General features: G+C 31.8%; 14 protein-coding genes. 12 read left to right on the top strand and 2 right to left on the bottom strand.

What is annotated here, in order from left to right:
- The first annotated feature begins 1 nt into the window (after nucleotide 1).
- From E4O01_RS12510 to E4O01_RS12455, 12 genes are all read left to right on the top strand, one after another.
- Nucleotides 2–742 carry a LolA-like protein gene (locus E4O01_RS12510; protein WP_253692515.1) on the top strand — a complete coding sequence of 247 codons (741 nt, stop codon included), beginning with the start codon at nucleotides 2–4 and terminating at the stop codon, nucleotides 740–742.
- A gap of 8 nt (nucleotides 743–750) precedes the next feature.
- Nucleotides 751–1,782, top strand: a complete 1,032-nt coding sequence (locus E4O01_RS12505) for a hypothetical protein (protein ID WP_253692514.1) — start codon at nucleotides 751–753, stop codon at nucleotides 1,780–1,782.
- Nucleotides 1,783–1,810: 28 nt separating this feature from the next.
- Entirely contained in the window at nucleotides 1,811–2,857 is a 1,047-nt protein-coding gene (locus tag E4O01_RS12500) for a hypothetical protein (protein ID WP_253692513.1), read from the top strand.
- 35 nt (nucleotides 2,858–2,892) lie between these two features.
- A complete protein-coding gene (locus E4O01_RS12495; protein ID WP_253686031.1) occupies nucleotides 2,893–3,306 on the top strand; it encodes a hypothetical protein in 414 nt (137 codons plus the stop codon).
- A 47-nt stretch (nucleotides 3,307–3,353) separates the two neighbouring features.
- Nucleotides 3,354–3,950: an EexN family lipoprotein gene (locus E4O01_RS12490; RefSeq protein ID WP_253692512.1), complete on the top strand. Its 597-nt coding sequence runs from the start codon at nucleotides 3,354–3,356 to the stop codon at nucleotides 3,948–3,950.
- Nucleotides 3,928–4,650 (top strand): hypothetical protein, encoded by a 723-nt coding sequence (locus E4O01_RS12485; RefSeq protein WP_253692511.1) that lies wholly within the window; start codon nucleotides 3,928–3,930, stop codon nucleotides 4,648–4,650. The genes E4O01_RS12490 and E4O01_RS12485 overlap by 23 nt, the downstream gene beginning before the upstream one ends.
- Before the next feature lie 13 nt (nucleotides 4,651–4,663).
- A complete protein-coding gene (locus E4O01_RS12480; RefSeq protein WP_253692510.1) occupies nucleotides 4,664–4,882 on the top strand; it encodes a hypothetical protein in 219 nt (72 codons plus the stop codon).
- 72 nt (nucleotides 4,883–4,954) lie between these two features.
- Entirely contained in the window at nucleotides 4,955–5,791 is an 837-nt protein-coding gene (gene thyX, locus E4O01_RS12475; RefSeq protein ID WP_253692509.1) for an FAD-dependent thymidylate synthase, read from the top strand.
- Between the two features lie 18 nt (nucleotides 5,792–5,809).
- Nucleotides 5,810–7,534 (top strand): TrkH family potassium uptake protein, encoded by a 1,725-nt coding sequence (locus tag E4O01_RS12470; protein ID WP_253692508.1) that lies wholly within the window; start codon nucleotides 5,810–5,812, stop codon nucleotides 7,532–7,534.
- 13 nt (nucleotides 7,535–7,547) lie between these two features.
- On the top strand, nucleotides 7,548–8,240 hold the full coding sequence (locus E4O01_RS12465) for a potassium channel family protein (RefSeq protein ID WP_253692507.1): 693 nt from the start codon (nucleotides 7,548–7,550) through the stop codon (nucleotides 8,238–8,240).
- A gap of 10 nt (nucleotides 8,241–8,250) precedes the next feature.
- On the top strand, nucleotides 8,251–8,997 hold the full coding sequence (locus E4O01_RS12460) for a hypothetical protein (RefSeq protein WP_253692506.1): 747 nt from the start codon (nucleotides 8,251–8,253) through the stop codon (nucleotides 8,995–8,997).
- 75 nt (nucleotides 8,998–9,072) lie between these two features.
- A complete protein-coding gene (locus tag E4O01_RS12455) occupies nucleotides 9,073–10,092 on the top strand; it encodes an AAA family ATPase (RefSeq protein WP_253692505.1) in 1,020 nt (339 codons plus the stop codon).
- On the opposite strand, the gene E4O01_RS12450 is transcribed toward E4O01_RS12455, so the two are convergent.
- Together E4O01_RS12450 and E4O01_RS12445 are read right to left on the bottom strand one after the other, a co-directional pair.
- Nucleotides 10,055–11,353, bottom strand: coding sequence for a hemolysin family protein (locus E4O01_RS12450; RefSeq protein ID WP_253692504.1), 1,299 nt, complete (start codon nucleotides 11,351–11,353; stop codon nucleotides 10,055–10,057). The two genes, E4O01_RS12455 and E4O01_RS12450, sit on opposite strands and share 38 nt — an antisense overlap.
- On the bottom strand, nucleotides 11,350–12,669 hold the full coding sequence (locus tag E4O01_RS12445; RefSeq protein ID WP_253692503.1) for a hemolysin family protein: 1,320 nt from the start codon (nucleotides 12,667–12,669) through the stop codon (nucleotides 11,350–11,352). Before E4O01_RS12445 ends, E4O01_RS12450 begins: the two co-directional genes overlap by 4 nt.
- Nucleotides 12,670–12,673: the final 4 nt, after the last annotated feature.

Genomic DNA, 12,673 nt, shown 5'->3' with positions numbered 1-12,673 from the left:
TATGAATAAAAAGAAATATTTTTTACGATTACTTTTTTTAATTTTTTCGTTAGTTTTATATTCAGAAGAAAAATTTGATGATGAAGATTATCAATATTTTTTAAAAATCAATTCGGGATATATCGAAGCCTCTAAAACTTTTTTAACTGAACAAGCAATAATAAAATATAATAAGGATTTAAAAGAAGAAAGCAGGCTGTCCTCTTATTGCCTTTTTAATAAGAGTGGGCAGTTTGTAAGAATAAAATCAAAAAATAAAATACAATATTTTTTTAGTTCCAATGAAGGGTACTGGCTTTACACTAAAAATTTGAAAACACCATTAAAAATATCCGGTGCATATAAAATAGAAGAATTTGAAGTGCAGGATATTTTAAAAACCGATTTTAAGAGCAATTATAAAATTATTGAATACAAGAATAATGATTTTATTCTCGAAAAACAAAATTCAAAAGCTTCATATAAATATATTATATTTACAAAAAAAGCTAAAAATATTTTTGAACTCAAATTTACCGATGCAAAACAAACTCCGATAAAAAAAATAGTTTATCATATAGAAAATATAGACGGTTATCCTTGTTTTGCTAAAATAGATGTGTACGATATGCTGTTTGAAAAAAATATTTACAGCTCATGGATAACTATGAGTATTAAAAAGGCCGATATACCCGCATCGCTTTTTTCATACTCTCAATTAAAGCATTTGACTCAAAAGATGGAGAATTTGATAAAAAAATAGGAAGAACTATGAAGAAATTTATTTTTTTTATATTTTATTTTAGTTTTATAAATCTCCATGCAATCAGTCCCGGTTTTGAATTAAATAACTTAAATGTTTTCCTTAATACCGATGCAAATACTTATGCACCTCAAATTATTTCTAACTTAGATACTTCAGCTTTTTTAAATTTTGATTTTGAATTTAAAAATCAAAATTTATTTTTACAACCGGGTGTTTTTTTTAAAAATGAATTTTCAAGAGATGAATTTAAAAACAAAAAAATTGTAAGACCTTTTTTTAGACGATTGAATTATTCCGCTTTTACCGATTATTTTTCGTTTCAAGCCGGAAAAGATTTAATTTATTTTGGGGAAGGTATTATTAAAAATTATTTTTATTTAAATATTCCTGAAATGATAAAATCGGATACAGTTTTGTGGCATGTAAAATTCGATATACCTATAAAAAATTTTATAATAGACTTAGGCTATGCATTCGATAGCCGTTCTGTCGATATTTTTGAAAAGCCTGATTGGTATTCCGTTTGGACAAAATTTGCATATTCATCATCTTCTTTTTTTATCGGATTGGAATCGGATATGCTTTTTGAACCGGCTAAAAATAATAAGAAAGAATATACACTAAAAACAGCCTTAGAAGTTTTATTTAATCTGCCTTTAGATTTTAAAATTTATTCCAATGCAGGACTTCCTGTAAAATTTATAAATAAAAAAATTGATGATTGGGGCGTACTTGCCGGTATTTCTAAAACATTCCTTGTAAAAGATAATGATTATACTTTTACTTTAATAGCCGAAGGTGCTTATAATTCTAAAGGTATCAATTACGGATTTTTTTACAGTACAGGCTTAAAAGATTATGCTCAAATTACTGCCGGTTTACAAGGCTTGCAGGATAAAGAACTTATGGGAATTATTCAGACCGAGTTGTTTATTTATGATTTTAAATTTAAAATAGTATATCTTTCAAAAAATCTTTTAAATAAAAAAGATATATTAAACGGAATATTAAGTTTATCGGTTGTTTTAAACGATTGATAAAATTATTTATATTTAAGGGGTAAAAATGAAAAAGATTTTATGTTTTGTTTTTTGTTTTATGATGATTGCGGGATTTTCTCAAGATAAAGAAGTCAAAAAAAATAATGAAGATGATTTTATAAAAATTTCTAAATTCAATATTCTTCCGCATTATTTTGGGTTTCCTCTTTCAGTAAAATTCGGATGGCTTCATCGGGAAAATAATGTAAGCGTTTTTCCGAATGCAGGCATCTTTTTTTCGGCAGATAACGGGCCGGCAGTCAGTTCTTCTATAGGAATGTTTGTTCAAAAAGATTTTTTTAAATGGAATATAAATGCTTTTTATGATTTTGTTCCATTTACGATGCACAAAAAAGTTTCGGATCAAATTTTTTATGCAAGAAACGATTTTATATTTGTTATAAACAAATTAAAAATTTCTTTTCCTGCCCGTGTAGGAAGAAGGAATGTTAATGAAATAAAATTTAAGAATTCGCAAAATGAATTGAAACCTAAAACCGTTACCGAATTATCGCAGGGAATTAGATTTGATGTTTTTCTTGCAGATTTAGGTTATTTTAAAGCGACAACATCTTTTTCTTTTTTTACCGACTGGATTCCCGAAAGCCGTTTTATTAATTACAGACTTAAATTCGAGCTGCCGGTAACTTTTAAACTGTACTATGTTGATGTAGGCTTTGTTTATACATTTTATAATACCGATAGGATAAAGTCTAAGAATGTAAATACCATAACCGATTATGAAATAGAAAAGTCTCAAGAATCGATGACGCGGCGTTTTTCGTTTAAAGATGTCAAAAAATATTCTTCAATGCACATTTGGGGAACTGAACTTAGATGGTACGCCGCCCGAACAGGAGTTAGCTCAAACGGATTTTTTATTTCAGCCTTCGCTGATGCCGGCTTCGGCTCTAATGAAACAAAAAAATTAAATCTTATCGCGGAATTCGGCTTAGGAGCAGGTTACACATTATTCGATAATGTTCCTTTTACTTTCCAAGCCGGAGTTAATCAAGACTTTAAGCCTGTCTTTTTCTTGGGCGTAGTGTCCAGAATTATTCAGGGCGTGTGATGTAAATATTTTTTCAGTTGAATAAGGAGTAAGAGATGGCATTAGTTCATGAGTTTTGTATTATTGAAAATTTGGATGATGTTATTAATATTGATAATCAAGTTGATTTAAAAAAGGTATATCAATATAGACACATTGCAGTTGATGATGCTATAATCATATATATGTCTAACACTTTGAAATGGTTTATATCTACAAATACAGCAAAGACAAAAACCACAAAAGGCCTTTTCTATTATGGTATAAGTTTAATAGAATCGGATAATTTAAATACTTTTTTAAAAATTGTTGGCGTATGGAAAGAGTTATTTAATTTAGCTCCTGAAGTAAATATAATACCGGAGTTTAATTTTGATAAAAAATATATTTTGCATAAAATAGAAGAATTGATTAAACTTCTAGAATATGCAAGTACGAATGATAAAATTATTTTACATTGTGGAATTTGAAAACACCGGTAAATAATTATTTGCAATTAATAGCAAGAAGGAATAAAATGAAGAAGATTATCTTCATACTTTTTATATGTTTTACAATATTCTTTGTAGTATCTTGTAAAAATAAAAAACTCAAAACTGTTGATGAATATTTTGCTCTCTATGAATATATTTTGGAAAAAGGCGAGATTTCAAATTTTATTTCTGATAAAAAACATTTCTCCCGAATGTCTGTAAAAGTTAAGCAAAGAGCTGAAAAAATTTTTGCAGATAAGATATTATATGATTTTGAGCATTGGTGGCAAGAAAAAATATTTTGGAAAGCAATATATGATCCTATATTGTTTTCTCATATGGATATTAAGGATAAACAAATAATAAGTTATGATGATGATGTTATTTTAATACTATCTACTGCAAGACATGAATATGATACCGAATTTTATGATAGACTAATTGAATTATCAAATTTACATATAACGGATACAAAAAAAATGATTGAAGAAAACAAGCAATTTTATAAAGGTAGAGAATATGCAGTTTTTGATACGAAAGAAAAATATACATTTTCATTTAATGACGCAGGCAAAATTAATGATGTCAAAATAGAACTATTGGAGGCTGTTTATCGTTATGATAAAAATCGATCTAAATAATTTTTTTAAACTTATAAATATTTTAATTTTGCTTAATAGTCTGTTTATTTTAACCGGACTTCTTAAGGCTTTACTTGCAGGCAGAACAGAACTTATCTTTTATCTATTCATGTATAATATTGATACTGTAAGCATTCAATGGTATATTATTTCATTACTTTTAACCATAGAACTTGTTTATTATAAAAAAGGAAAGATACGTAAAAGCGTATTTATTACCTCGATTATTATAGCAGTAATAAATTTTTATCTTGTATATTTATGTATGTTTATTCACACGCCTAACGGTTTTGATTATAATGATTTTCTATATGCTTCAAGACGATTTTTTTATCTTCCAATATCATTTTTTGATTCAAAAGAAGTTATTATAAATATCAGTACTGCTATTCTTGTACAATTATTTTGTTTGTTTGCCGGTTTTAAAATAAAAATTAAAAAGAAATTAAAAGGAGTTAAGGTAAATATTTTATCAGCCGGAATTAAAACTATTGTGCTGTATATTACATTTTTAATTACTATTCTGCTGATTATTACTATGAGCCTGGGAAGAGAAGTTGAAATAGATATTTTTAATTTAAACATCTCTCTTCTTTTTCTTTCTCTTGCTTGTTTACCATTTGCTTTTATGATAGAATTTTTGATAGATGTAATCATTGAAAAACAGGGAAAAGCAACAGGCGATAAATGGAATAAGTAAAGAAGAGGTAATAATGAATAATTTTTTATTTGATAAAATATTATTAGGGATAGGCATTTTAATACAAATTAGATTGTTGATCTATTTTTTATGTAGAGGTTTTAAAAATGTTAATGAAAAATACAAAAACGATGAGAAAAAACGAAAAGTAAATATTTTTTTAGGATGGTTCTTTTTTGTGTGGCTGATATTAGGAACTATAGGAAGCATTATTATAATAATTTTATTTTAAATTATAAACATTCTTAAAATTTAGAAAAAGCAAGAGGTTGAAAATTTTTGCAATTTCTGTTATCATTACACTATGGCACATTGTATAGCTCCGCAAGCGGAAAAAATTTTGGATAAAGAGTTTAAGGTTCTTGATAAAGGTTTTATCAGATTGGTAGATTATATGGGTACCGATGCCCGTATAGTGCAGGCAGCCCGTGTTTCTTATGGAGAAGGCACTAAAACCGTACGGGAAGATGCCGCTTTAATAGACTATCTTTTGAGGAATAAGCACACCTCTCCATTTGAACAGGTGGTTTTTACCTTTCATGTAAAGCTGCCCATTTTTGTAGCCCGCCAGTGGATTAGGCACAGAACAGCCCGTCTGAACGAAATTTCCGGACGGTATTCTATCTTAAAAGCAGAGTTTTATGTACCGGCCGGAAACGATATCGCCTTACAAAGCTCTGACAACAAACAAGGCAGAATGAATGAGGCTGTTCCTCAAGACCTTCAAAATGAAGTTATAAATTCCCTACAAAAGCAACAAGAAGAAATTTATGCAGGCTACTGTAAATTGCTCGATAAAAATATTGCAAGAGAACTTGCCAGAATCAATCTCCCTCTTTCTACCTATACCGAATGGTATTGGCAAATAGATTTGCATAACCTTTTCCATTTTTTAAGACTGCGTATGGATGCTCATGCACAAAAAGAAATCAGAGACTATGCCGAAGTTATGTTTGAAATTTGTAAAACCGTAGCGCCTCTTGCCTGCGCTGCTTTTGAACGGCATGAAAAAAACGGAGTAAATTTTTCGGCAGAAGAACTTGAAGCTATCCGTAATTTAATTGGCGGAAAAGACAGCGGCTTACAAGGAAAAGATCTTGACCGCTTTAATGAAAAACTTAAGACAGGGAGACAAATATAAATTTAAAGGATAACCTGAATGAGAAAGCGTGATAATTTTGTATTTGCGGCTTTCGCTTTAAGCCTTGTAGTTTTATTTTTACAGCAGTTTTATTTTAAAAATATTCCCTCAAGTATCATCCATATAATCGATATTTTAATTCTCCTATTCGTGCTTACAGAAACTTTTTTTGCTGTCAGGCAGGAAAAATATATACGCAAATATTTTCAGAATAATATTTTCGATTTTTTAACTGCCGTTATTTTTATTCTAATTTTTGTTATATTTAAAATACAAATAGGCTTTAAAAATATTTCTGAAGAGTTAAGTATTGTTTTTGACATTTTTAAAAACATATTTTTGTTTGGAAAAATAATCAGATTAATAAGCAAGAGAGCCGGCCTAACTGCAAAAATTATTTCAAATCCTGCACGCACTTTGATTATTTCTTTTTTTATGGTAATAATCATCGGCAGTTTTTTACTTATGCTTCCTGCCGCATCTGCAAGCGGAAAATCTTTAAATTTTTTAACAGCACTTTTTACTTCCGCATCCGCCGTATGCGTTACAGGCCTAAGTGTGATAGATGTTTCTTCCGAACTTACGATAGCCGGAAAATTTATTCTGATTGTTTTAATTCAAGTCGGCGGCTTAGGTATAATGGTTTTTTCATTCTTCGGAATGTTTGCCTTCCGGAAAAAAATGACGGTCAGTGAAAAGCTTACAATCTCATACATGGTTAGTGAAGATGATATGTCAAATCTTTTTAAAACATTACGGGTAATTGTTTTTTCTACTTTTTTTATAGAAGCATTAAGTGCAGCATTTTTACTTATAGGATTTTCCCGTATTTTAGGATTCAATCTTAAAGCCTTAGGCTTTGCGGCATTCCATGCAATATCGGCTTTTTGTAATGCAGGTTTTGCTCTTTTTTCAAACAGCTTAGAATTTTTTACCTCCGATATTATTATAAACATTACAATAGGGTTTACCATAATTTTAGGCGGAATAAGTTTTGCGGTTATTTATGATGTTTTGGCTAAGATCAAAACAAATATAACAAATAAGTTTTTGAAGAAAAAAAAGACCGATTATTTAGTTTCGGTAAATACAAAAATGATTTTAAGCCTTACCGGTTTTATTCTTTTTATTTCGTTTGCTCTTTTTTATTTACTTGAACACCGCAATACTATGAAAGAATTATCTGTGGGAAGCCAATACCTTGCAAGTTTTTTTCAGGCCATAACGTTGCGTACCGCAGGCTTTTCGACTGTTTCATTTATAAATTTAACAAATGCAACCTTGCTTTTTATGATACTCATAATGTTTATGGGAGGAGCTGCAGGAAGTACAGCAGGAGGAATTAAGCTGAATACGATTGCGGTTGTTTTTGCATTTTTTAGATCATTTTTAAAAAATCAAAAAACTGTTGTAATCAAAAATAATTCCGTTCCTGAAGAACAAGTAAAAAAAGCTTTTTTAATTTTCGGCTTCGGGCTTGCGGCAATTGCAATTGGGATTTTTTTATTGACAATTACCGAAAGTCTTCCTTTTTTGGCATTATTATTTGAAACCGTATCTGCCTTTGCAACTGTGGGGCTTTCTACGGGAATAACTGCTGCTCTTTCGCCGGTTGGACAGATAGTTATAATAATTTTAATGTTTATTGGAAGAGTCGGCCCCTTAACCTTTTTAACTGCTGCCGGCACAAAACAAAAGAATGACGATATAGAATATCCTTATGGAAATATAGCTATAGGATAGGGAGGAAAATATTATGGAAACAAATAAAAACTTTGCTGTCATAGGTCTGGGAGAATTCGGGTCAAGAATTTGTGAAGTTCTTGTAGATGGAGGCGCTTCAGTTGTAGCCTTCGATCATGATATTCAAGCAGTAGAAAGAATAAAAAAAATTGTTCCGGCAGCAATGCTTGTAGAAACTACAAATGAAGAAGCTCTTTTAAAAGCTCCTTTAGATGATGTAGAAGTTGCCATCGTCGCTATAGGCAATAATATAGAAGCAAGCGTTTTAACTACAACTCTTTTAAAGCAAAGAGATATTCCCTATGTCTTAGCCCGTGCCGTTTCGCCTCTCCACGCAACCGTTCTAAGAAGGGTAGGGGCAAACGAGGTTTTAAATATTGAAATATCGGCTGCAACAAGAATTGCAAGGCGTCTTATTTCTCCCGATGTAATGGACTCGATTACGGTTACAAAAGATTTTTCGATAAGGGAAATTATTGTTCCAAAATTTTTTATCGGAAAAACCGTCGGAGCTCTCGCTTTAAAAGAAAAACTTAACATTAATCTGATTGCCCTTGTCAGGATGGATTTGGATATAGATTCTGTCGGTAACCCTGTCAAACAGGAGGCTATGCATTATCCTGAAGATGATTTTGAGCTGAGAGAAGGCGATAAACTTTTTTTGATAGGCTCAAATATAAAACTTGAAGAATTTAGAAATATGTAAGGGAATAAATATGACTTTTATTGGAAAAAAATTATTATTTATAAGTTTAGCTGTCTCATTTATTTTTATGATTGCAACAGCTTTTTGGGCATACAGTGTAGGTATGCAAATCCCCCTCAAGGGAGATTCTGAACTTGTTTTGTTTTTAGGTTTTATATTTTCCGGTTTGCAATTAATCTTAACAGTTAACATTATTATAGGTGCGCTAAAAAAGAAAAAAGATTTTTTAAGCCTAATGGAAACCATAAAAGCCGGAGGAATTTTATCCGAAAAAAAAGTTGCAAAATTAGGCACTGCAGGATTTTTTTTACAAGATGCTCTTAGCGTATCCAATACAATCACCGCACAAAAAAGTCTAAAAATTGCAAGTCTTAACGGCTTGGTAAAAAGTTTAATTGATATGGTAGAACTGCCTATAGCAATAGTTAATCTCAATGGAGAAATAGTAGAAGCCTCCCAAAAAATTAAAACCGAAATAGATTATAACAATGATTTAAATATTGCAGACCTTGTTCCGCAGATAAATATTAGAGAAGCCTTTAAAGAAGCTTCCGTAAGTCATCTTCCTGTAGAACAGGGTGATAATATTTTAATACCTGTTTTTTCTACCATAGGGGATATAGCATATTTTTTAGTCGATACATCCAAACATGGAGCTTTGAGTAAATTTATCAATAATTTTATACCTCCAAAAAAAGAAGAATCTGCCAAAAAAACAAAAAAAGGATTTTTTAAAATTCTAAATAACAAAAAATAGAGGACATAGAAAATCTTTTATCTGTAAAGTATTCAACCTCTTGCAAAATTTTAACATAAGGCGTAAAATGATATTATGATTGATACCGGCTATAGAACAATAATAGAAAATTTTAAAGCAAAGATGGCTCAAAGGATTGTAGGCCAGCAAGAACTCATAGAAGGAATTTTAACGGCCTACATTGCAGGCGGTCATGTCCTCTTAGAAGGTGTGCCCGGTCTGGCAAAAACTCTTATCGTAAAGACTTTTGCAGAACTTTCCAATGTAAGTTTTAAGCGTATTCAGTTTACTCCTGACCTTCTTCCTGCCGATTTGATAGGAACTCTGATTTATCAACAAAGCATCGGTAAATTTTCAGTAAGGCGGGGGCCGGTTTTTGCGAATATTATTTTGGCAGATGAAATAAACAGAGCTCCTGCAAAAGTGCAATCCGCTCTTTTGGAAGCCATGGCCGAAGGGCAGGTTACAATAGGAGAAAATTCTTTTTCTTTGCCGTCTCCGTTTTTTGTGCTTGCAACTCAAAACCCCATCGAACAAGAGGGAACTTATCCCCTGCCCGAAGCAGAGCTTGACCGCTTTTTTTTAAAACTGTTTGTTCCCTATCCTTCTATCCAAGAAGAAATAGATATAGTAAATAAATTTTCAAGTCTTAAACCGAATCAAAACATGGGTCACGGCCTCGGCGTAAGCTCAGGTGCCGGCACTGCCGAACCCATTTTGACTCCCGAAAATTTGGAAACCTTACGAAGTGCAGTAGAGCAGGTCAAGTGTTCTCCCGAAATTACAAGCTATATAGTTTCAATTATTGCTGCGACACGGCCTGTAAAAAATGTAAAACAAGATGATTATATTCACGGAAATTATCTAAGCTACATTCTCTACGGAGCATCTCCGCGTGCCGGAATAGCCATTCAAAAATGTGCAAAGGTAAAAGCTCTTTTTAGCGGAAGGGATTATGTAATCCCCGAAGACGTAAAGGCTGTTGCCTACGCAGCTTTGAGGCATAGACTTAAACTTTCTTATGAAGCTGCTGCCGACAATTTAACAGCTGACGATATTATTGAAAAGCTTTTGGGAATTGTGCCGCAGCCGTAATTTTAGAAACATCCGCAATAAGAAAAATAATTTTACTCGTTTCAACTTTTTCAACTTTAAATTCAATATCACCTATGTTGATGAGCTCACCCTCTTTAGGTAAATATTCTGCCGTTTCAAGAATAAGACCGCCTATCGTATCATTATAGTCCGAATGAAAATCTGTATTTAAAATTTTATTCAGTTGGATAATAGGAACCGCTCCGGGAATTAAGATATGTGTACCGTCAACAATCTTCATTCCGCTTAAAGGATTTGTTTTTGTTTTAGTATACTCATCTTGAATTGAACCGAAAATAGCCGTGCTTATATCGTCAATTGTGATAAGTCCCGCCGTAGAACCGTATTCATCTACAACAAAAGCCATGTTCCTTTTATTTTTGCTCATAGTTTTTATTGCCGAAAAAATATTTGCAGTTTTCGGAATAAACAAAGCAGGCCGTATGATTTTGTTTATATCTGTTTTTGATTTATGACTTCTATAAAATAATAGATCTTTATAATGAACGCTGCCTATTATTTTATCTTTTTCTCCTTTGTAAACCGGAAGACGGGAAAACATTGTTTTGCGAAAAATACTTACCATATTTTCAGGTGATGAATTTATATCGAGGCTGACAATGTCTTCTTTTTTTGTCATTATGCTTTGTAGTTTTAACTCATGCAGTCTCACAGCTCTTTTAATTAACTCATGCTCTCCTGTTTGAAAAGTACCGTCCGCTAAACTTATATTTATAAGCGTTTCTAAATAATCTTCTGACAACTCCGAGATTTGATTTTCCCTTCTCTTTGAAACCGACTTAATAATAAAGTTGGACATCAGCGAAAAAATAAAAATAAAGGGCTTTAAAAATAATCTTACAGCCGATAAGGGAATCAAAAAGGTTTTTGTAATTTCTACGGCATTGTAAGCCGCTATTGCTTTTGGTAAAATTTCTGCAAAGATAATTATAAGAATTGTCGTAATTGCAGTAGCTGCCGGAATATGCTGCGGTCCGTACATGTCTATGACAAAGGCAGTTATCAAAGCAGAAGAAAGAGTGTTGACAAAATTAGTACCTATCAGAGTTGCACTTACAATCTCATCTTTTTTTTCAATAAGAAAGACAAGAGCTTTACTCTTTTTTGATCGCCCTTTTTTTATTGCCTTATATTCGGTTCTTGTAATTGCAGTAATTGCCGTTTCGGATGCAGAAAAGAAAAATGCACAAAGGAGAAGAGCGATAAATTCGATTGTCATTAAGGCTAATTCAAACTTCATTCTTCATCTCCTGCAATATTTACTTCCAGTTCGCTTATTCTGTTCCCTTCAATTTTTATAACGGTAAAATTATAGTTTTCTATTTTTATTGTAGAACCGATTTGCGGAACCTCTCCGCATTTTTCCATAATCAAACCGCCTATCGTATCGTAATAATCCGAAGAAAAATTTGTGCCGAGCTCTTCATTTAAATCGCTAAGCCTCATGCTGCCCAAAATAGTATTGTTTATATTTTGTGCCGTTTCATCATTTATGTTTTCAAGATGGGGTTCCTCTGCAGCGGCGTCATCGGTATCATACTCATCAGCAATGTTCCCGAATATCTCTTCATTTAAATCTTCAAGAGTTGCAATGCCCAAAGTTCCGCCGTACTCATCGATAACTACAACCATGTTCTGCTTTTCTTTTCTGAATATTTCCTGCAATTTTGAAAGCTCGGTATTTTCAAAAACAAGAACAGGCTTCCGCAGATATTTTTTTATATCGAATTTTTCTTTTGATTCTTGCAAGAAATCTTTTGCAGCGGCTTCCGAAAACAAAAAATCTTTAATGTAAAAAATACCGATAATTTCATCGATGTCTTCTTCATAAACAGGAAAGCGCGAAAATCTTGACGAATGAGAAAGCTCTATAATTTCTTTCGGGCTTGCATCAGCCGTAAGTCCTATTATATCCGGCCTCGGAGTCATAATATTTTTTACGGTTATGTCGCCGTAGCTTAAAATTTTTTCCAAAACAGCTTTTTCTTCCGAGCGCAAATCTCCGTGTTCTTGGCGTACATCAAAAAAATCTTTTAAGTCTGCATCGGTTAAAGCTTCATTCGATTGAAGATTTTTTACGCCTAAAAATTTTAAAAAGAATTTTGTAAAGCCCGAAAAAAGCCATTCAATAGGAGCAAGTACTTTAATTAAAAATAAAATAAAGCCTGAAAATTTTAAAGCTATCGGTTCGGAAAAAACCAAGGCAACCGATTTGGGGAGAATTTCGCCGAAGATTAAAATCGCAATAGTTGCAGCAGTTACAGCAATGCTTAATCCCTTTGCTCCAACTAATTCTACCATCAGTGCGGTTAAAATTACTGAGATTAAAATATTTACCAGACTGTTTCCGATTAAAGAAGTTGTTAAGAATTTTTGTTTGTCTTTTAAAATCTTTTCAACTCTTGCAGCTTTTTTATTTTTCTTTTCCCGTAAATATTTTATTTTCAATTTATTTACGGATAAAAAAGCCGTCTCACCCGATGAAAATATCATCGATAAAAAAAGAAGGATAATTAAAAGTAAAATATAAAGCCATTGCGGAGGGGGCTCATTCATTATA

Source organism: Treponema sp. OMZ 790 (assembly GCF_024181285.1).
GTDB lineage: Bacteria > Spirochaetota > Spirochaetia > Treponematales > Treponemataceae > Treponema_B.
Note: the sequence above shows the minus strand (reverse complement) of the source record. Positions and strands in the feature narration are given on the sequence as shown.

Excerpts from the sequence above, each read along its gene's own strand:
- E4O01_RS12510 (WP_253692515.1), top strand. The coding sequence starts at position 2 with ATGAATAAAAAGAAATATTTTTTACGATTACTTTTTTTAATTTTTTCG.
- E4O01_RS12505 (WP_253692514.1), top strand. The coding sequence starts at position 751 with ATGAAGAAATTTATTTTTTTTATATTTTATTTTAGTTTTATAAATCTC.
- E4O01_RS12500 (WP_253692513.1), top strand. The coding sequence starts at position 1,811 with ATGAAAAAGATTTTATGTTTTGTTTTTTGTTTTATGATGATTGCGGGA.
- E4O01_RS12495 (WP_253686031.1), top strand. The coding sequence starts at position 2,893 with ATGGCATTAGTTCATGAGTTTTGTATTATTGAAAATTTGGATGATGTT.
- E4O01_RS12490 (WP_253692512.1), top strand. The coding sequence starts at position 3,354 with ATGAAGAAGATTATCTTCATACTTTTTATATGTTTTACAATATTCTTT.
- E4O01_RS12485 (WP_253692511.1), top strand. The coding sequence starts at position 3,928 with ATGATAAAAATCGATCTAAATAATTTTTTTAAACTTATAAATATTTTA.
- E4O01_RS12480 (WP_253692510.1), top strand. The coding sequence starts at position 4,664 with ATGAATAATTTTTTATTTGATAAAATATTATTAGGGATAGGCATTTTA.
- thyX (WP_253692509.1), top strand. The coding sequence starts at position 4,955 with ATGGCACATTGTATAGCTCCGCAAGCGGAAAAAATTTTGGATAAAGAG.
- E4O01_RS12470 (WP_253692508.1), top strand. The coding sequence starts at position 5,810 with ATGAGAAAGCGTGATAATTTTGTATTTGCGGCTTTCGCTTTAAGCCTT.
- E4O01_RS12465 (WP_253692507.1), top strand. The coding sequence starts at position 7,548 with ATGGAAACAAATAAAAACTTTGCTGTCATAGGTCTGGGAGAATTCGGG.
- E4O01_RS12460 (WP_253692506.1), top strand. The coding sequence starts at position 8,251 with ATGACTTTTATTGGAAAAAAATTATTATTTATAAGTTTAGCTGTCTCA.
- E4O01_RS12455 (WP_253692505.1), top strand. The coding sequence starts at position 9,073 with ATGATTGATACCGGCTATAGAACAATAATAGAAAATTTTAAAGCAAAG.
- E4O01_RS12450 (WP_253692504.1), bottom strand. The coding sequence starts at position 11,353 with ATGAAGTTTGAATTAGCCTTAATGACAATCGAATTTATCGCTCTTCTC.
- E4O01_RS12445 (WP_253692503.1), bottom strand. The coding sequence starts at position 12,669 with ATGAATGAGCCCCCTCCGCAATGGCTTTATATTTTACTTTTAATTATC.